Origin of the sequence: Trinickia fusca (genome assembly GCF_003628145.1) — a bacterium.
In the GTDB taxonomy this organism is placed as follows: domain Bacteria; phylum Pseudomonadota; class Gammaproteobacteria; order Burkholderiales; family Burkholderiaceae; genus Trinickia; species Trinickia fusca.
The window spans coordinates 42,425-61,920 of the sequence record NZ_RBZV01000011.1 but is presented as its reverse complement, the minus strand read 5'-3'; the positions used below and the strand labels follow the sequence as shown (position 1 = coordinate 61,920).

The window sequence follows — 19,496 nt, the reverse complement described above, 5'->3', positions numbered from 1 at the left end:
CCTTTTTTTATTTTCGCCCGCCGCGCCGTACCCACGTCGCGCCAGCGGGCGTCCTGCCCTGCCGCTTATACGGCCGCTTCGTTCTCTTCGCCCGTGCGGATGCGGATCACGCGTTCGACGTCGGTCACGAAGATCTTGCCGTCGCCGATCTTGCCCGTGCGCGCGGCACCGATGATCGCGTCGATGACCTGATCGCACTGCGCGCTCGCGACGACCACCTCGATCTTCACCTTCGGCAGAAAATCGACGACGTATTCGGCGCCGCGATAGAGCTCCGTGTGCCCCTTCTGGCGCCCGAAGCCTTTCACTTCGGTGACGGTCAGCCCGGTCAGCCCCACTTCGGCCAGCGCCTCGCGCACTTCGTCGAGCTTGAACGGTTTGATGATTGCAGTGATGCGTTTCATGTCTTGCCTCGTTGAGTCGTTCGGAGGGAGTTCAGGCGATTCTACGCCGCGCGGGCCACCCGCCCCTCGCGGCGTCCAGCACCTCACTCGAGCGGTTCGGCGTAGCGCGAGGTGATCGGGTAGCGCCAGTCGCGCCCGAACGCGCGAGGCGTGACGCGAATGCCGATCGGCGCCTGACGGCGCTTGTACTCGTTGAGCTTGATGAGCCGCGTCACGCGCGCGACATCGGCGCGCGCGTAGCCGGCCGCGACGATCTCGGCCAGCGATTTGTCCTCTTCCATGTACATGCGCACGATCGCGTCGAGCACGTCGTACGGCGGCAGGCTGTCCTGGTCCGTCTGGTTCTCGCGCAGCTCCGCCGACGGCGCGCGCGTGAGGATGCGCTCGGGGATCACGTCGCGCTTGGCGAACTGTGCGGCCTCGTTGCGATAGCGGCACAGACGGTAGACGAGCGTCTTCGCGATGTCCTTGATGACGGCGAAACCACCCGCCATGTCGCCGTACAGCGTGCAGTAGCCGACCGCCATCTCGCTCTTGTTGCCGGTCGTGAGCACGAGCGAGCCGAACTTGTTCGACAGCGCCATCAGCAGCGTGCCGCGAATGCGCGCCTGGATGTTCTCTTCCGTTGCGTCCTCGGCCAGGCCCGCGAACTCGCTCGCGAGCGCGCCGCGGAACGCCTCCATCATCGGCGCGATCGCGATTTGGTCGTAGCGGACGCCGACGCGGCGCGCCATGTCGGCCGCGTCGAACGTCGAGATGTCGGCCGTATAGCGCGACGGCATCATGACCGCACGCACGCGCTCGGCACCGAGCGCATCGCTGGCGATCGCGAGCACGAGCGCCGAATCGACGCCGCCCGACAGGCCGATGATCGCGCCGGGGAAGCCGTTCTTGCCGATGTAGTCGCGCACGCCGAGCACGAGCGCCGCGTACACCTGCGCTTCGAGCGACTCGGTCGGCGCGATGTCGCCCAGCTGGGGACGGGGGCCGTCGAATTCGACGACCGCATGCCCTTCGACGAACTGCGGCATCTTCGCGACGATCCGGCCGTCGGCATCGAGCACGAACGAGCCGCCATCGAAGACGAGCTCATCCTGCCCGCCGACCATGTTCACGTAGACGACCGGCAGTCCCGTCTCGGCGATGCGCGCGCGCAGGACGTCGACGCGCGTCGCTTCCTTGTTCAGGTGGTAGGGCGAGGCGTTCGGGATCAGCAGGACCTGCGCGCCGGCCGCTTGGGCGAGCTGCGCGGCCGAGGCGTGCCAGGCGTCCTCGCAAATGATGACGCCGTACGTGACGCCGTCGAGCGTGAACACGAACGGCTTGGCGTCGGTGGCGAAGTAGCGCTTCTCGTCGAACACTTCGGTATTCGGCAGGTCCTGCTTCACATACGTGCCGACGATGTTCCCGTCGCGAATCAGCGACGCCGCGTTGTACGTGTCGACGGGCGGCAAGCCACGCTCGATGGGCCGGTTTGCATTACCATGACCGCTCGCCGTTTCGGCCACCTCGCGATGCGGATGGCCGACGAGCACGTGCAGCCCGGCGAACGGCTTCAGTTGCTCGGCCAGATCGGCGAGTGCCGCAGCGCTCGCCTGGTAGAACGCGGGGCGCAGCAGCAGGTCTTCGGGCGGATAGCCCGACAGGGCGAGTTCCGGTGTGACGAGCAGTTTCGCGCCGTCGCGGTGGGCCGCGCGCGCGGCTTCGACGATCTTCGCGGTGTTGCCGGCGAAGTCGCCGACGATGACGTTGAGTTGGGCGAGAGCGATTCGGGTTTTCATGGGCGAATGAGCGGCCGGCTGCTTATCTGCACCCCGGCGATGCCTCGGCGTAAAACGAATGACGCGCGGCAACGAATGCGTTGCCGCCGGTTGCAAATACGGTCGAACAGTTGAAACAGGAACGCATCGATTATCGCATGGGCCTCCTCACCTCACCTTCCGAGGTCGACGCGGGCCAGTGGAACGCACTCGTCGCACAGGAGGCGCAGCCGACACCGTTTCTGCGCCACGAGTTCCTGAGCGCGTTGACGGCTACGCAATGCGCGACCGAACGCACGGGCTGGGCGCCGCGCTTTCTGACGCTGGTCGATACGCGGACCGACCGGCTCGCCGCCGCGGCGCCGCTGTACCTGAAGAGCCACTCGTACGGCGAGTACGTGTTCGACTGGGCCTGGGCCGATGCCTATCAGCGCAACGGCCTCGACTACTATCCGAAGCTCGTGTGCGCCGTGCCGTTTACGCCCGTGCAAGGCGCGCGCCTGCTCGCGGTCGACGAGCACGCGAGGCGCCAGCTGGCCGCCTCGCTGGTGGCGCTGGCCGAGCAGTCGGACGTCTCGTCGCTGCACGTGCTGTTTCCGACCGAAGACGAAACGCAGGCGCTGACCTCGCTCGGCATGATGCGCCGCGAAGGCGTCCAGTTTCACTGGCTCAACGACGGCTACCGCCATTTCGACGACTTCCTCTCGACGCTCGAGCAGAAAAAGCGCAAGAACATCCGCGCCGAACGGCGCAAGGTCCACGAAGCCGGCGTCACGTTCCGGCGCGTACGCGGGCAGGACGCGACCCACGACGACTGGCGCTTCTTCCACCGCTGCTACAAGCAGACGTACCGTGAGCACTTTTCGTCGCCGTATCTGAACCTCGAATTCTTCCGCACGATCGCCCAGACGATGCCCGAAAACCTGCTGCTCGTGATCGCGGAGCGCGAGGGGCGGCCCATTGCGAGCTCGCTCGTGATCTACCAGCGCGACGCGCAGACGGGCGGCACGTTGTACGGCCGTTATTGGGGAGCGCTCGAACACGTGCCGTGCCTGCACTTCGAGACGGCCTACTATCAACCGCTCGAGTTCTGCATCGAGGAGAAACTGGCCGTGTTCGAAGGCGGTGCGCAAGGCGAGCACAAGATGGCACGCGGCTTCATGCCGACCGTCACGCGCTCGGCGCATTGGCTCGCGCACCCCGCGTTCTCCGATGCGGTCGCACGCTTTCTCGAGAACGAAGCGAACCTGATCCACGCGCACGTCGACGAACTGCGCGAACACGACCCTTTCAAGCGGTGACGGCCTGCGCCATGTCCTGGTTTCTGTATCTGATCGAATGCGCGGACGGCAGCGTCTATACGGGCATCGCAACCGACGTGCAGGCACGCTACGCCAAGCACGTGAACGGCACGGGCGCCCGCTACACGCGCTCTCGCAAGCCGGTCGCGCTGCTCGCGACCTTCGAGCTGGCCGATCGCTCGAGCGCGTTGCGCGCCGAGTACCGGGTCAAGCGGCTGGCGCCCGCACAGAAGCGCGCACTCGCGAGCGGCGCACTGGCGCTCGACACCGTGCTACTGCCGGTACCAGAAGCGAGCGAGGATGCCGAGCAGCAGGCCATCGTCAGCGAGCAGGCGTAAAAAACCGCGCGGCCCTCTCAGGCTCGCGCGGTTTCGGATACCACCACGGGCAACGCGTGACTTCGGTTACTTCTTGAAGTTCGCAACGCCTTCGGTGATTTCCTTGTGAGCAGCGTCGATGCCGGCCCAGCCCTCGACCTTGACCCACTTGCCCTTCTCGAGCGCCTTGTACTGCTCGAAGAAGTGCTTGATCTGGTCCTTCAGGTACTCGGGCACGTCGTCGATCGACTTGATGCCGGCCGTCATCGGGCACAGCTTGTCGTGCGGCACGGCGACGAGCTTCGCGTCGACGCCCGACTCGTCAGTCATTTGCAGCATGCCGACTGCACGCGCACGCACCACGCAGCCCGGAATCAGCGGGAACGGCGTGATCACGAGCACGTCAACGGGATCGCCGTCACCCGACAGCGTCTGCGGGATGTAGCCGTAGTTCACCGGGTAGCGCATGCCGGTGCCGATGAAACGGTCGACGACGAGCAGGCCCAGTTCCTTGTCCGCTTCGTACTTCACCGGATCGCTTTGCGCCGGGATTTCGATGATGACGTTGAAGTCGTGCGGCAGATCCTTGCCCGCGGGGACGTGATTGAAGCTCATGGCTCTCTCTTGACGGAATGGAAACGGGAAAACGAACAGGCCGGCTTGCCGCCGGCCGAGACGCCCGAACGATCGAGCGCGCCGCATCTGATACGCGTGCCTCGATGCCGGACCGACACGATGCGCGCCATTATAGCGGAGCCCGCTTTAGGCACGGCCAGCTCGGACAACAGCGGTTCCACGCACCCATTGTCCAATTCCTGGTGCCGTCTCTCACTTGCGTCGCGAACGGGGCCATAATCGATGCTGGTTGCATTGGCCAGACCTGACGAGGGCCGGCTCACGCCAAGGAGGCCCATACCAGGCCCCGGTTCCGATCGATCGCAAGGAGCCTTCCCATGCAAGAAGCGATGCATTTCATCGGCGGCGACTGGGTCCCGCCCGGCAGCCGCGAGACGATCGAGGCCGTCGATCCGTCGGATGGTCAGCCGTTCGCCCGCCTCGCGCGCGGCAACGCCGACGACGTCGATGCGGCCGTGCGCGCGGCCCGCGCAGCCTACGAGGGCGCATGGGGCGACACGAGCGCCGTCGAGCGCGGCCGCGTTCTTGCTCGTCTCTCGCAGCTCGTCGCTGAACACCGGGAAGCGTTGGCGCAGCTCGAATCGCGCGACACCGGCAAGCCGCTGCGCGAAGCGCGTGCCGATGCCACGGCGCTCGCGCGTTACTTCGAGTTCTACGCCGGCGCGGCCGACAAGCTGCACGGCGAAACGCTGCCCTATCAATCCGGCTACACGGTGCTGACGATCCGCGAGCCGCATGGCGTTACCGGCCACATCGTGCCGTGGAACTATCCGATGCAAATCTTCGGCCGAAGCGTCGGCGCCGCGCTCGCCGCCGGCAACGCATGCGTGGTCAAGCCGGCCGAGGACGCCTGCCTGTCGCTGCTGCGCATCGCCGAACTGGCCGCGCACGCGGGCCTGCCGCCCGGCGCGCTCAACGTCGTCACAGGCTACGGCAGCGAGGCCGGCGCCGCCCTCGCGCGCCATCCCGGTGTCGACCATCTCTCGTTCACCGGCTCGCCATCAGTCGGTGCGCTCGTCGCGCAGATGGCGGCCGAGCACCATGCGCCGGTCACGCTCGAGCTCGGCGGCAAGTCGCCGCAGATCGTCTTCGCCGATGCCGACCTCGACGCGGCCCTGCCGTCGCTCATGGGCGCCATCGTTCAAAACGCCGGCCAGACCTGCTCGGCCGGCAGCCGCGTGCTGATCGAGCGCACGATCTACGAGCCGCTGCTCGAACGGCTCGCACGGGCGTTCAGCCAACTGCGCGCCGGGCCGAGCCGCTCCGATCCCGATTGCGGTCCGCTCATCAACGCCAGGCAGCAGCAGCGCGTCGCGCAGTTTCTGGCTGAGGCCGAACGCGACGGCATCGCCTGCGCAGCACGCGGCACGATCGCAGCCGAGGCCCCCGCGGACGGCTTTTATCAGGCGCCGACACTGCTGCGCGATGTGCCGCGCACCCATCGCATCGCGCGCGAGGAAATCTTCGGTCCGGTGCTGGCGGCCCTGCCGTTCGACGACGAAGCCGATGCGCTCGCGCTCGCGAACGGCACACCGTATGGGCTGGTCGCCGGCATCTGGACACGCGACGGCGCACGCCAGCTAAGGCTCGCGCGGCGCGTACGGGCCGGCCAGGTCTTCATCAACAACTACGGCGCGGGCGGTGGCGTCGAGCTGCCGTTCGGCGGCACCGGACACTCCGGCCACGGCCGCGAAAAAGGCTTCGAAGCACTCTACGGCTTCACGGTGTTGAAAACGATCGCGATCCGCCACGGTTGAATGGCGCTCGCCGTACGACGAACGAACGATCGATCGTCCCATCAGGAGATCAGGAGGCAACATGCGTTTGAATGGCAAAACGGCCGTCGTGACGGGCGGCGGTTCGGGCTTCGGTGAAGGCATCGCCAAGACGTTCGCGCGCGAAGGCGCCAATGTCGTCGTCAACGACCTGAACAGCAGCGCGGCCGAGCGCGTCGCGAGCGAGATCGCGCTGGCCGGCGGGCGCGCCATCGCGATCGCGGGCGACGTCACGCAGCACACCGATTGGCAGGTGCTGCTCGAGGCCGCGCTCGAAGACTTCGGCAACGTGCAGATCGTCGTCAACAACGCGGGCACCACGCATCGCAACAAGCCCGTGCTCGAGGTCACCGAAGCCGAGTTCGATCACGTCTATGCGGTCAACGTCAAAGGCCTCTATTGGAGCGTGCAGACGTTCGTCCCGTACTTTCGCGAGCAAGGCGGCGGCGTGTTCGTCAACATCGCTTCGACGGCCGGCGTGCGGCCGCGGCCGGGCCTCGTCTGGTACAACGGCAGCAAGGGCGCCGTCATCGTCGCGAGCAAGGCGCTCGCGGCCGAGCTCGGGCCCGATCGCATCCGCGTGAACTGCGTCAATCCCGTGATCGGCGAGACGGCCCTGCTCAAGGAGTTCATGGGCGTGGAGGACACGCCCGAAAATCGCCAGCGCTTTCTCGCCAGCATTCCGCTCGGCCGCTTCTCGACACCGCAGGATGTCGCCAACGCCGCGCTGTTCCTGGCGTCCGACGAGGCCGAGTTCATCACGGGCACGTGTCTCGAAGTCGATGGCGGACGCTGCGTCTGACGCGCCAACGACGTACGCCTCGCCCCGTACACTCGCATTCATCACAACAAAACCACAAAGAGGAGACGCCTATGGCAAGCCCTGTCGATCCACTCGCGATGCCCGGCGCCGGCACACCGCCGTCGACGTTCGAGGAAGCGACCTACCGCAAGGTCTCCTGGCGACTGCTGCCGCTGCTTCTGCTGTGCTATCTCGTCGCGTATCTCGACCGCGTCAACGTCGGCTTCGCGAAGCTGCAGATGGCCACCGACCTGCACTTGAGCGACGCCGTCTACGGCCTTGGGGCGGGCGTTTTCTTCATCGGCTACTTTTTGTTCGAAGTCCCGAGCAATCTGATCCTGCACCGCGTCGGTGCGCGCCTGTGGATCGCACGCATCATGGTGTCCTGGGGGGTGATCTCGGCGCTGACGATGTTCGTCACGACGCCGACGATGTTCTATGCGATGCGCTTCCTGCTCGGCCTGGCCGAGGCCGGCTTTTTCCCCGGCATCATCCTTTACCTCACGTATTGGTATCCGGCGCACCGGCGCGGCCGGATGACGACATGGTTCATGACGGCTGTCGCCTTGTCGGGTGTCGTCGGCGGGCCCGTGTCGGGCTACATCCTCAAAACCTGCGACGGCCTCAATGGCTGGCACGGCTGGCAATGGCTGTTCGTGCTCGAAGGCCTGCCGTCGATCGCGTGCGGCGTCCTCGTGTGGTTCGCGCTCGTTGACCGCATCGCCCACGCACGCTGGCTCACCGATGACGAAAAGCGTCTGCTCGAGCACAACATCGACGTCGAGGAAGCGGGCAAGGAAGAAATGCCGCTCGCGCACGTGCTCTCGAGCCCGCGCGTGTGGCTCATGAGCCTGATCTACTTTTCGTTCGTGATGGGCCTGTACGGCGTGAGCTTCTGGCTGCCCACGCTCATCAAGGCGACCGGCGTGACGGACGCGTTCGCGATCGGCTTGCTGTCGGCGATTCCGTTCGCGGTCGCCGTCGTGGCGATGATCGTCGTCGCGAGAAGTGCCGACAAGCGGCGCGAGCGGCGCTGGCACGTGGCGCTGCCGGGCTTCGCCGGTGCGCTCGGGCTCGTGCTGTCGGTCACGTGGGCGCACGACACGTGGCTCGCCATGCTCTCGCTCACGATTGCCACGGCCGGCATCCTCACTTCGCTACCGCTGTTCTGGAGCCTGCCGACAGCCTTCCTCGCCGGCACCGGCGCCGCAGCCGGCATCGCGATGGTCAACTCGATCGGCAATCTGGCCGGGTTTCTCAGCCCGTACGCGGTGGGCTGGCTCAAGCAGGCCACCTCCAGCAACGCGACCGGCATGGTCCTGCTCGCCGCCTTCATGCTACTGGGCGCACTACTCGCGTTGAGCGTGCCGGCACGGCTCGTCAACAAGTAGCGCGCAACGCATGCACCACGCGCGAGGCCTCGGTCAGACGATCTTCATCGCGAGGGCGCTCGCGCGGTAGTGCTCGCTCGCACGCGCCGCATCGCCAAGCTGCTCGAACAAACGGGCCAGTGCGCGGTGCGTGCGCACCGTCAGTGCGTCGTTGTCGTCGGCGAGCTTCAGTGCCGACTCGAGGAACGATTGCGCCTTGCCCCACAGCTGCTGATGCAGGCACAGCCGGCCCAGCGTGAACAGCAGATCGGCATCCTCGGTGCGCTCGCGGCGCCACGCTTCGGCCTTCTGGATCAGCGGCAGCGCGTCGTCGCCCTGGACAGTATCGGGATAGCGGCGCAGCAAGCGTGCGTCCCAGTTGTGCTGCAATGCCTCTTCGACGACCTTGCGCGCCTCCTGATGGCGGCCGAGCGCGATCAGCAGTTCGGCCGCCAGATCGGCCAGGCGCGGCGACTGCCGCTCCGACGCGGCCAGCGAATGCCATAGCGAGAGCAGCGCCTGCCCATCGTGCCGGCGGTCGCGCAGCAGGTTCTCAGCGGCTTGCTGGCGCAGCCGCACCGCGACGGCCGGATGAATGGCTTCGCGCTTCTCCAGCGTCTTCACGAGCTTGAGCACTTCGGCCCAATTCTTCAGTTGCTGCTGCGCGCGCAGGGCGATCTGCTGCGCGTGGATGCGACGGCCGCCCTGCGACTGCATTTCCGTCAACGCGGCCAGCGCGCCTTCGGCATCGCGCCCGTCGGCACGCATGTCGGCGCTCGCCATCAGGCGCGCGTCCTGCCATTCCGGTGCATCGATCGCGGCGAGCCACTCGTCGCGGCGGCCGTATTCGCGCATGCTGTGCGCGGCCTGAGCGGCAACGAGCCCGGCTGCCCCTTTGTTCGCGCCTTGCGTGAGCGCTTCGCGCGCCGCCTTCTCGGCCCGCGAGAAGCGCCCCGCATACAGATTGCCGATCGCTTCGCGCAACGCCGCTTGCGCCTTGGCCTCGCGCGAACGGACGCGATACGCGGCCACGCGCTGCGGCATCGTCCACACGTTGCGCACGATGCGCGTGCCCGCGTACAGCAGCACGAACAGCGCGACGACGGCGCCGATCACCAGATTCAGCGACAGGTCATAGCGGTACGGCGGATAGACGAGCACGACGTGGCCGACATTGAAGTGGCCGACCGTAGCCAGCACGACGGCCAGCGTGAACAGGAACGCGAGCCACAAGAGTCCTCTGAGCGCCATCCATCACCCCCGGCTCTTGGTGTTGTGCACGGCTTGCAAGCTCGTGTTCAGATTCGGCAACTCGACTGCCGTCGAGCTGCCGCCGACTTCCTTCAGCAAGCCACGCACGGTCTGCGTGCGTTTGGCGGCGCCGTCGAAATAGCGTGCCAGCGCGGCGTCGGCCGCGTGCAGATCGGCCTTCAGCGTCGTCGCGTTGCGCGAGAGCAGTGCAAGCCGCGCCGCGAGCAGCCGCAGCTTCACGTTGTCGCGCACGAACTGACCTTGCTCGGGCGCGATCAGCATCGCATCGGCATTGTCGATGCGGCGCACTTGAACGAGCCCCTTCAACTCCTGGCCGACTGCCGCCGACAGGCCCTGCCACCACCGCGCCCAGCGCGCCTGTCCCGCTACGCCTGCGGCTGAGGCCGGCGCGCCGGCTGCCGGCTGCGTCACGGGCACTTCGCCTGCCAGCGGCAGCGTATCGATTTGATCAATGGCTTCGTCGAGCTTGATCGCGAGCCCGGTCAGATCCGTGGAGGGGGCCGACTTGAGCTTGTCGATGTCCTGGGCGATCGCGCGCCGCACGACGATCGCCTGCGCGCTCGCCGATGTCGCCAGGCGCGTATCGGCGCTTTGCAGCGCGAACAGCGCGAGCTGCGTGTTGCCCGTCAGTTGCAGTTGCTCGCTCGCGCTCGAGAGCATCTGCTCGACCTCGGCGAACATCCAGTCGTCGCGGTTGCGCGCGAGATCCTGATACTGCTGCTGCAACGCCTGCTGTGCCGTTTGCGCGTCGGCGAGCTTGCCTTGCAGCTGCGCGAATTGCGTGTCGATCTGGTGGACCGTCGCCACTGCCTGCTCGGTCTTCACGCGCAGCTCGGCGGTCTGCGCATCGATGGCCTGCTGACGCGCCGCCAGGCGTGCCTCGAGCCGATCGACCTTGCGGTTCAGCGCGAACGCGCCAACGCCGGCGGCGCAGGTGACGAGCACGAGCATCGCCCACAACAGCGCACTGCCGCCACGGCGGCGCCTGGCCTGCTCGTAGACGGGCGGCGGCGGGGCGAACGGCGGAACCGAAGCCGAAGTAGCGGGAGGGTTCGGGGAATCGTGGTTCGAATCAGTCATGCGCGAATGAGCCGAAGAGGCCAAAGCCGGTTGATCGAGAGATGCGCGAGACGAGGCGGACAAAGCGCGCAAGGCCGCGGCAATGCGTGCATCGCCGGGGCCGGATGACGTAATGCTATCAAAACCCAATGCCCGCGCCGTTTCGGCGATGCGCGGGTGTGGTGCGACGAACGGTACATGTGCAAGCCGGGCGAAGTCAGCCTCGGTCAAGTGTGCGCGAGCGAGCGCATGCAGATTGCGCACGCCCTCCGAACTCGTGACGACCCAACCCCAAGCATGCGGCGCGCCTGCGAGCAGCGTGCGGACCCGCGCCCAGTCCTGCTCCGCGGGCGCGGGCACGATGCGGCGATAGGCGGCCACGGCCTGAACCGTCGCGCCGGCTTCGCGCAAGCGGTCGGCGAGCCATTCGCGGCCGCCGTCGCCGCGCACGATCAACACCGGTTTGCCGTCGAACGCGTGCTCGCCGAGCTGCGCTTGCAACGCGGCGAACAGCGCCTCGGAATCGAAGCGCACGTCGGGGTCATCCTGGGCATGACCGTTCGCCGCGGGGCAGATCACCTGAAAATCGGGCGCCGCGATGCCGTGCCGCGCGAGCGCCGCGACGCTGCCCGGACCGACCACGCCGATCGGCACGGCAGCCGGCCATGCGCACGGCGCCTGCGCGAACGCGCGGTCGATCGCATTGGGCGACACGAAGACGACGAGCGCGTAGGCGGACAGCGCAGCGAACGCCGCGCACAGCGCCGTGTCGTCTTCGACGGGCGCGATACCGATGAGCGGGAATTCGAGCACGTCGATGCCCTCGCCCGCGAGCTGCGCGGCCAGGTCGTCCGATTGCCCGGACGGCCGCGTCAGTACCGCCGTGAACGGCCGCGCATCGGCCGTGGCGGGCCCGGCACGCCCGGTGTGGGTCATCGGCGTGGGTGCCAGGGGCACGGTGCCGTCATACAGCCGATTCGCCGCGTTGCTGGGCCGCGAGCGCGCGCACGATGTCGCGCGCGCCTTGCGCTTCGAGCGCATCGGCAATCTGGCGGCCGAGCTCGAGCGCGCCGGCGACACTCGCCACGCGCGCGCTCGCCTGTGCACGGGCCGCGCGCGACCCGTCGGGCATCGACACGCAGCCCGTCAGGTGCAGCGTGTCGTCGCGCCACACCGCGTGGGCCGCGAGCGGCACGTCGCAACTGCCGCCGAGCGCACGCGAAACGGCGCGCTCGGCCTCGACGGCCAGCGCGGTCAGGCGGTCGTGGAGCGGCGCAAGCCATGCTTCGAGCTCAGGCCGCCCCGCGCGGATCTCGATGCCGAGCGCGCCCTGCCCCGCGGCAGGCAAGCTGTCGGCAGGCTCGATCAACGCGCGGATGCGCGAGGCGAGGCCCAGGCGCTTCAGACCTGCGGCAGCCAGGATGATGGCGGCATATTCGCCGCGATCGAGCTTGCCCAGACGCGTATCGAGGTTGCCGCGCAGCGGCTCGACGACGAGTTGCGGGTAGCGCGCGCGCAGCATCGCTTCACGCCGCAGGCTCGAGGTGCCGACGACGGCCCCCGCCGGCAACGCATCGAGCGAGGCATGGTCGTTGGAGACGAAGGCGTCGCGCGCATCCTCGCGCGCCATCACGGCGGCCAGCGAGAAACCGTCGGGCAGCTCCATCGGGACGTCTTTGAGCGAATGCACGGCGAGGTCGGCACGGCCGTCCGCCAGCGCGTTTTCGAGCTCCTTGACGAACAGGCCCTTGCCGCCGACCTTCGACAAAGTGCGGTCGAGAATCTGATCGCCGCGCGTCGTCATTCCGAGAATTCGTACGTCGCAAGATGGATATAATTTGTGCAGCGCGTCGCGCACGTGCTCGGCCTGCCACATCGCGAGACGACTCTCGCGTGAAGCGATGACGAGTGTAGTGGGCGGCGTGATTGAAAGCGTCTCGGAATTCATTGCGCTAACTTCGAATGACGGGATCTAACATCGGGAAATGGTAGCACGCACGCCCCGCGCCATTTCCCGCGCTTGGCCGCGAGCGGCGCGCCCCACGCGCTGCGCGGCCACCGGGCACGCTGCGTCATGAGCGCGGCGCATCTGGCCTCGAGCACCCCTAGCAAGCGTTTTTCCAGTACCGCAGTCCCCTTTTCATCGACTCTGGCTTCACTGAGGAAACCCACCGTGACGTCTTCCGGATCGGCGCGCGCTGCCCGCCACAACGATGCATCGCCCGCTTCAGCTACTGTCTCGCACGCCGCCCTTGCCCCGGCTCGCGCCCACGCCGCCACACCGCCCAAACCTGCCGGCCGCGGCCGCGAAGACAAAGATCAGCCGCTGTTTCAGGACATTCGCTATCTCGGCCGCCTGCTCGGCGACGTCGTGCGCGAGCAGGAAGGCGATGCCGTCTTCGACGTCGTGGAGACGATTCGCCAGAGCGCCGTCAAATTTCGCCGCGAGGACGATCACGGCGCCGCGCAAGCGCTCGATAAGCAGTTGTGCGCGCTGACGCCCGAGCAGACTGTCAGCGTCGTGCGCGCGTTCAGCTACTTCTCGCATCTCGCGAATATCGCGGAAGATCGCCACCACAATCGCCGCCGCCGCATTCATGCCCTGGCGGGCTCCGCGCCGCAAGCCGGGACGGTCGCCTATGCGCTGTCGCGCCTCGCCCTCGCGGGCAGCATCGATACGGCCAGGCTGCAACGCTTCTTCGACGACGCGCTGATCGTGCCCGTGCTGACCGCGCACCCGACCGAAGTTCAGCGCAAGAGCATTCTCGATGCCCAGCACGACATCGCCCGGCTGCTGGCCGAGCGTGACCAGCCGCTGACGGCGCGCGAGCGCGCGCGCAACGAGGCGCTGCTGCGCGCGCGCGTGACGACGCTATGGCAGACGCGCATGCTGCGCGATTCGCGCCTGAGCGTCGCCGATGAAATCGAGAACGCGCTGTCGTACTACCGCGCGACGTTTCTCAACGAAATCCCTGCGCTGTATGCCGATATCGAAGACGCGCTCGCCGAGCACGGCACCGCGCAAGCGCGCCTGCCCGCGTTCTTCCAGATGGGCAGCTGGATCGGCGGCGACCGCGACGGCAATCCCAACGTGACGGCGGCCACGCTCGAACATGCGATCACGCGTCAGGCCGCCGTGATCTTCGAACACTATCTCGACGAAGTGCATGCGCTCGGCGCCGAGCTGTCCGTGTCGAATCTGCTGAGCGGTTCGAGCGAGGCGTTGAAAGCGCTCGCCCAGGCGTCGCCCGACCAATCGCCGCACCGTGTCGACGAACCTTATCGCCGTGCGCTGATCGGCGTGTATGCGCGCGTGGCGGCGACAGCGCGCGCGCTGCTCGGCGACGGCGTCGTACGCACGCGCGGCGCGCATCGCGACGCGACGCCCTATGCCGATGCCGCCGAGTTCGCACGTGATCTGAACGTGCTCATCGATTCGCTCGCCGCGCATCACGGCGCCTCGCTGTCGGCACCTCGCCTCGCGCCGCTCGCGCGCGCCGCCGAGGTGTTCGGCTTTCACCTGGCGAGCATCGACCTGCGGCAGAGCTCGGACGTGCACGAAGCCGTCATTGCCGAGTTGCTCAAGCGGGCAGGCGTCGAAGACGACTACGCGTCGCTGTCCGAAGCCGACAAGCTGCGCGTGCTGCTGGCCGAGCTCGCGCAGCCGCGTCTGCTGCGCTCGCCGTACCTCGAGTATTCGCCGCTCGTGCAAAGCGAGCTCGGCGTCGTCGAAGCCGCCCGCGCCACGCGCCAGCGCTTCGGCGCTCGCGCCGTGCGCAACTACATCATTTCGCACACGGAAACCGTCAGCGACCTCGTCGAAGTGCTGTTGCTGCAGAAAGAGACGGGCCTGCTCGAAGGCACGCTCGGCGGCCGCGGCGCAGGCGGCGCGAAGAACGGACTCATGGTGATTCCGCTGTTCGAAACGATCGCCGACCTGCGCAATGCAGCGTCGATCATGCGCGAATTCTTCGCGCTGCCCGGCATCGATGCGCTGATCGCCCATCAGGGCGGCGAACAGGAAGTGATGCTCGGCTACTCCGACAGCAACAAGGACGGCGGCTTTCTGACGTCGAACTGGGAGCTGTATCGCGCCGAACTCGCGCTCGTCGCGCTGTTCAAGGAACGCGCCATTACGCTGCGACTCTTTCACGGCCGCGGCGGCACGGTCGGGCGCGGCGGCGGACCGACCTATCAGGCCATTTTGTCGCAGCCGCCCGGCACGGTCGAAGGCCAGATCCGCCTGACCGAGCAAGGCGAAGTCATCGCGAGCAAGTTCGGCAATCCCGAGATCGGCCGGCGCAACCTCGAAACGGTGATCGCCGCGACGCTCGAGGCCTCGCTGCTGCCGCAAGGCAACGCGCCGGCCCACCTCGCGGCGTTCGAAGCAACGATGCAGTCGCTGTCCGATGCGGCGATGGCCGCCTATCGCGCACTCGTGTACGAGACGCCGGGCTTTACCGACTACTTCTTCTCGTCGACGCCGATCGCCGAAATCGCCGAACTGAACATCGGCAGCCGCCCCGCTTCGCGCAAGCTGCAAGACCCGAAAAACCGCCGCATCGAAGACCTGCGCGCGATCCCATGGGGCTTCTCATGGGGCCAGTGCCGTCTGCTGCTGACAGGCTGGTATGGTTTCGGCAGTGCGGTGGCGGCCTACCTCGAGCAGGCAGCCGGCGAGACGGAGCGCGCCAAGCGCCTCGCGACGCTCAAGAAGATGTACAAGACCTGGCCGTTCTTCTCGACGCTGCTGTCGAACATGGACATGGTGCTCGCGAAGACCGATCTGGCCGTCGCGTCGCGCTACGCGCAGCTCGTCGAGGACAAGAAGCTGCGCAAGCACGTGTTCGAACGCATCGTGGCCGAGTGGGAGCGCACGTCGCACGCACTTGGCGAAATCACCGGCAAGCAAGAGCGGCTCGCCGACAATCCGCTGCTCGCGCGCTCGATCAAGAACCGCTTCCCATACCTCGATCCGCTCAACCACTTGCAAGTGGAGCTGATCAAGCGGCACCGTTCGGGCGATACGAACACGCGTGTGCGCCGCGGGATTCATTTGACCATCAACGGTATCGCGGCTGGGTTGCGCAATACCGGTTAATCGCGCAAGTCGCCTTTGCGCCGCCTGAAGCCAGCGGCATGACGAAAAAAGGGCCGATGCAAAATTCGAATTGCATCGGCCCTTTTTATTCGTCTGTCTTTTCATTCATGCCCCGCTTAATCTTTCATCAGAAGGTTCAAGCCGGGGGCATGCATGTCCGAACTCGATCTGACTCCCAAACGCGCCTCGGTGCTTGTCGCGACCGAATCGGTCGCCGATGCCGAGCTCATCGAAAAGCTGCTGCTCGAGGAATTCGACAACGTGCATGTCTCGACCAAACCCGAGATGGCGGTCAGCGACTTCGACGAGCGCCGTCCTTGCGTACTCGTGCTCGCCTTCGACACGCTCGACGCGGCGCGGCACTACTACCTCGGGCTGTACCGGCTCGGCTCGACCGTGTACGCCGTGCCTCATCGCACCGTCGTGCTATGCGGCAAGCACGATCTGTGGAAGGTCTATGAACTGTGCACGAAAGAGTATTTCGACGACTACGTGCTGTTCTGGCCCGCGACGAACGACGCGCCGCGTATCCGCATGGCCGTGCATCACGCATTGCGGCACATGAGGGCCCAGACGGCGGCCGGACAGATCGGGCTGCGACCGCCGCCGGAACCGCTCGGCGAGGTGGCGCCTGCCGCGACCGCGCGTGTCGCCGAGACCGCGCGCGTTGCCACGCCAGGCCCTGCTGCCGCGCTCGCCGAAGCGACCATCGAAGCGCCGTACGCGAAGCCGTACGTGCCCAGCGGCATGAACTCGGGCGCGAGTGTCGAGGCCGCCCCCGAGCGCCGCCCGGTCGTGCTGCTCGTCGAAGACGACGCATTCCAGCGCAAGCTGCTATCGCAGCTGCTGGCAGGACAGAACGTCGAGCTCGTGTGCGCCGCAACGGGTACCGAAGCGCAAGCGCTGATGTGGCAACACAAGCCCGATCTCGTGCTGATGGACGTCGGCTTGCCCGACACGAGCGGCGTCGAGGCGACGCGGCGCATCAAGGCGATCGCGCAGTTCGCGCACGTGCAGATCGTCATGGTGACCGGCCATAGCGAGCGCAACATCGTCGTCGAAAGCCTGAAGGCCGGCGCGGCCGATTTCCTCGTCAAACCGTTCGACAAGAACACGCTGCTCGAAAAGCTGCGACTGTTCTTGCCGGCCGGAGTCGGCTCGCCCCCCGTCAGCTAGCCTGAACCATCAGGATGTCGAGCATGAACGAGCTGTCGCTCTCGACACCGAAGTAGCTGCGTACTTCGTCAGGCGCTTGCGCCCACAGCGAACGAATCGCCGCGACACGCGGCTCGGGCGTGCGCATGCGCGCGACCCACTGGTCGAACCCGATATGCAGGCGCCAGCGCTCGCGGATGCGGGCCGTGAAGCCGGCGCCCGCAAACAGGGCCAGCCATTCGTCGGCGCGATAGTCGCGGATGTGCGATCCGTCGCGCAGTACTTCGACGGCCTGCAAGTGCGTGTCGAGGAGCGGATGGTCGGCGCCCGCGACGTCGATGAACAGCACGCGTCCGCCCGGCTTCAATACGCGGCGCACCTCGGCCAGCGCGCGCGGCACATCGTGCCAGTGGTGCGCACTCATGCGACTGATGACCCAATCGAACGAGGCGTTCTCGAACGGCAATACCTCGGCCGGGCCTTGCTGTGTCGTGATGTTGGCCAACCCGCGCTCGTGCGCGGCGGCGGCGACCGTCGCCAGCATCGGCGGCGCGATGTCGTAGGCGACGACCGCGCGCGCACGCGGCGCCACGGCGAAGCTCGCGTGACCGGCCCCGCAGCCCAGATCGAGCACCACGGCGTCAAGCGTCGACGCGATTTCGTCCGCCAGCGTGGCCAGGTCGGCACCGGTCGCATGCGTCGGGCTCGTCAGATAAGCGGCGGCGGTGGAGCCGAATGCGTCGGCAACCTGTTCGTGGTGTTTCATCGCGAGACTCCTTGCAAATGAAAAAGAGGATGAATGGAGCGGAACGTCGATGCGGCGCGGTTCAATGCCGCGTACAAGCGGGCGTGGGCCCGCTCGGAAAAGACGCACGGCGCTCACCTGCCGCTACAATATGGCTCATGCTGTACCAGTACAAGCCAAGCAAATATCCTGGTATCCAATCCACCCGGCTTTTTGTCCGATTTTTCGTCCGCCCCATCGCGCCATTTGATTCAGATGACTCGCTCGTCACCCGCAGCTGCTTCGTCCACCGCTTCCCTCACCTCTGGCAGCAGCAGTACGCCTGCCCATGCTGCCGACACGGCGCTCGAGGCGACGTCGGCACGCGCGCTCGGCGAATTCATCCGCGCGCATCGCGAACGGCTGACGCCGCTCGCCGTCGGCCTGCCGCAAGGCGCGCGGCGGCGCACGCCGGGCCTGCGGCGCGAGGAGGTCGCGCAGCTGTGCGGCGTGAGTCCGACGTGGTACACGTGGATCGAGCAGGGACGCCCCGTCTCGGCGTCGGCCGACGCGCTCGCGCGCATCGCCATCGCACTGCAGTTGTCGCGGGCCGAACGCGCGTATCTGTTCGAACTGGCCGGCGAGCGCGACCCGGCCGAGCCGACACCGTCTGCCGCCGATGCTCCGGCGGCCCTGCTCGCGACGGTCGGCCTCGTCGAGGCGCCGGCCTACGTGCTCGACCGCCAGTGGAATGCGCTCGCATGGAACGCGCAGGCGGCCGAGCTGTTCGTCGGCTGGCTCGACGGCTCGCCGCAGGACGGGCGCGAGCGCAATCTGTTGCGCTTCACGTTCACGGAACCGACGGCGCGCACGTTGATCGTCGATTGGGAGACGCGGGCGCGGCGGCTCGTCGCCGAGTTTCGCGCCGATTCGATCCGCCATCTGAGCGATGCGCCCACGCGCGCGCTGATCGACGCGCTGACCGCTGAAAGCGAGGCATTCGGGCGCTTCTGGGCGTCGCAGGACGTCGGCGAACGCGAGGGTGGCGTCCGCGCGTTCGATCACCCGCGCGACGGGCGGCGCATCTATGATCAGATCACGTTCAAGCCTGCCCATCGCGAAGACCTGAAGCTCGTCGTCCTGGTGTGCGGCTAGGGACAGGAGGCCAAAGGTGCCGCGCGGCGGCGAGCGGTAAGATAACGCCCAACGCCAACCCAGCCACCCCATGACCACGCTTCGCTCCGAACCCACACCGCAAGCGCTTGCGGCCCTCCTTGTCCGCATCGCCGACGGCGATGCCGCGGCGTTGCGCACGCTCTACGAACTCACGTCGTCGAAACTGTTTGGCGTCGCGATCCGTATATTGGTCAAACGCGAATGGGCCGAGGAGGCGTTGCAGGACGCATTCGTCAACATCTGGCGCTATGCGCGCGACTATCGTGAAAACGTAGCCGCGCCGCTCACGTGGATGGCCGCGATCGTGCGCAATCGGGCTCTCGATTGCCTGCGCCGCAACAAGGCCACCACCAGCGACGGCGGCAGCGCGACGCTGACCGAATGGAACGAAACGCTCGACGAGGTGCTGCCCGGCACGGATCCCGATCCGGCCGATTCGGCGCTCGTGAGCGAACAGGCTCGCCAACTCGCGACGTGCCTTGAACGGCTCGACGCGAATCAGCGTCAGGCCGTCGCCCTCGCCTATTTGCGTGACCAGAGCCACAGCGAAATCGCCGATACGCTCAACGTTCCGCTCGGCACGGTCAAATCGTGGGTCCGCCGCGGACTCGAGAAACTGAAGCTATGCATGGGAGCCCTGTGAC

The 19,496-nt window shown here is 67.0% G+C and carries 16 protein-coding genes; 9 read left to right on the top strand and 7 right to left on the bottom strand.

The window, feature by feature from the left end:
• Positions 1-65: 65 nt before the first annotated feature.
• Both D7S89_RS21190 and D7S89_RS21185 read right to left on the bottom strand, forming a co-directional pair.
• Complete coding sequence (locus D7S89_RS21190; RefSeq protein WP_121280827.1) at positions 66-404, bottom strand: P-II family nitrogen regulator; 339 nt, start codon at positions 402-404, stop codon at positions 66-68.
• An 83-nt stretch (positions 405-487) separates the two neighbouring features.
• Positions 488-2,185 carry an NAD+ synthase gene (locus tag D7S89_RS21185; RefSeq protein ID WP_121280825.1) on the bottom strand — a complete coding sequence of 566 codons (1,698 nt, stop codon included), beginning with the start codon at positions 2,183-2,185 and terminating at the stop codon, positions 488-490.
• Between the two features lie 110 nt (positions 2,186-2,295).
• Here D7S89_RS21185 and D7S89_RS21180 point away from each other — a divergent pair, with 110 nt between their 5' ends.
• Positions 2,296-3,465: a GNAT family N-acetyltransferase gene (locus D7S89_RS21180; RefSeq protein WP_121280920.1), complete on the top strand. Its 1,170-nt coding sequence runs from the start codon at positions 2,296-2,298 to the stop codon at positions 3,463-3,465.
• 11 nt (positions 3,466-3,476) lie between these two features.
• Complete coding sequence (locus D7S89_RS21175; RefSeq protein WP_121280823.1) at positions 3,477-3,803, top strand: GIY-YIG nuclease family protein; 327 nt, start codon at positions 3,477-3,479, stop codon at positions 3,801-3,803.
• Positions 3,804-3,869: 66 nt separating this feature from the next.
• Here D7S89_RS21175 and ppa read toward each other — a convergent pair whose 3' ends face one another.
• On the bottom strand, positions 3,870-4,397 hold the full coding sequence (ppa, locus tag D7S89_RS21170; protein WP_121280919.1) for an inorganic diphosphatase: 528 nt from the start codon (positions 4,395-4,397) through the stop codon (positions 3,870-3,872).
• A 338-nt stretch (positions 4,398-4,735) separates the two neighbouring features.
• On the opposite strand from ppa, the gene D7S89_RS21165 reads away from it, so the two are divergent.
• The 3 genes from D7S89_RS21165 (at position 4,736) to D7S89_RS21155 (ending at position 8,386) form a co-directional block, all read left to right on the top strand.
• On the top strand, positions 4,736-6,175 hold the full coding sequence (locus D7S89_RS21165) for an aldehyde dehydrogenase family protein (protein WP_121280821.1): 1,440 nt from the start codon (positions 4,736-4,738) through the stop codon (positions 6,173-6,175).
• A gap of 61 nt (positions 6,176-6,236) precedes the next feature.
• Entirely contained in the window at positions 6,237-6,995 is a 759-nt protein-coding gene (locus D7S89_RS21160) for an SDR family oxidoreductase (RefSeq protein ID WP_121280819.1), read from the top strand.
• A gap of 71 nt (positions 6,996-7,066) precedes the next feature.
• The gene (locus D7S89_RS21155) at positions 7,067-8,386 is read left to right on the top strand and encodes an MFS transporter (protein ID WP_121280817.1); all 1,320 of its coding nucleotides are present in this window, start codon (positions 7,067-7,069) and stop codon (positions 8,384-8,386) included.
• A 33-nt stretch (positions 8,387-8,419) separates the two neighbouring features.
• Here the strand turns inward: D7S89_RS21155 and D7S89_RS21150 are convergent, their stop codons facing one another.
• From D7S89_RS21150 to hemC, 3 genes are read right to left on the bottom strand one after another with little or no spacing between them, the layout of a single operon-like run.
• Positions 8,420-9,616 (bottom strand): heme biosynthesis protein HemY, encoded by a 1,197-nt coding sequence (locus D7S89_RS21150; RefSeq protein ID WP_121280815.1) that lies wholly within the window; start codon positions 9,614-9,616, stop codon positions 8,420-8,422.
• Positions 9,617-9,619: 3 nt separating this feature from the next.
• Complete coding sequence (gene hemDX / locus D7S89_RS21145; RefSeq protein WP_121280918.1) at positions 9,620-11,632, bottom strand: fused uroporphyrinogen-III synthase HemD/membrane protein HemX; 2,013 nt, start codon at positions 11,630-11,632, stop codon at positions 9,620-9,622.
• A 28-nt stretch (positions 11,633-11,660) separates the two neighbouring features.
• On the bottom strand, positions 11,661-12,644 hold the full coding sequence (gene hemC, locus D7S89_RS21140; protein WP_121280813.1) for a hydroxymethylbilane synthase: 984 nt from the start codon (positions 12,642-12,644) through the stop codon (positions 11,661-11,663).
• Between the two features lie 225 nt (positions 12,645-12,869).
• Here hemC and ppc point away from each other — a divergent pair, with 225 nt between their 5' ends.
• Both ppc and D7S89_RS21130 read left to right on the top strand, forming a co-directional pair.
• Positions 12,870-15,797, top strand: coding sequence for a phosphoenolpyruvate carboxylase (gene ppc / locus D7S89_RS21135; protein ID WP_121280811.1), 2,928 nt, complete (start codon positions 12,870-12,872; stop codon positions 15,795-15,797).
• A 153-nt stretch (positions 15,798-15,950) separates the two neighbouring features.
• Positions 15,951-16,973 carry a response regulator gene (locus D7S89_RS21130; protein ID WP_121280809.1) on the top strand — a complete coding sequence of 341 codons (1,023 nt, stop codon included), beginning with the start codon at positions 15,951-15,953 and terminating at the stop codon, positions 16,971-16,973.
• On the opposite strand, the gene D7S89_RS21125 is transcribed toward D7S89_RS21130, so the two are convergent.
• Complete coding sequence (locus D7S89_RS21125) at positions 16,966-17,718, bottom strand: class I SAM-dependent methyltransferase (RefSeq protein ID WP_121280807.1); 753 nt, start codon at positions 17,716-17,718, stop codon at positions 16,966-16,968. The genes D7S89_RS21130 and D7S89_RS21125 overlap by 8 nt on opposite strands.
• A gap of 234 nt (positions 17,719-17,952) precedes the next feature.
• Here D7S89_RS21125 and D7S89_RS21120 point away from each other — a divergent pair, with 234 nt between their 5' ends.
• Positions 17,953-18,831, top strand: a complete 879-nt coding sequence (locus tag D7S89_RS21120) for a helix-turn-helix transcriptional regulator (RefSeq protein WP_121280805.1) — start codon at positions 17,953-17,955, stop codon at positions 18,829-18,831.
• Positions 18,832-18,901: 70 nt separating this feature from the next.
• Positions 18,902-19,495 (top strand): sigma-70 family RNA polymerase sigma factor, encoded by a 594-nt coding sequence (locus tag D7S89_RS21115; RefSeq protein WP_121280803.1) that lies wholly within the window; start codon positions 18,902-18,904, stop codon positions 19,493-19,495.
• Position 19,496 lies beyond the last annotated feature (1 nt).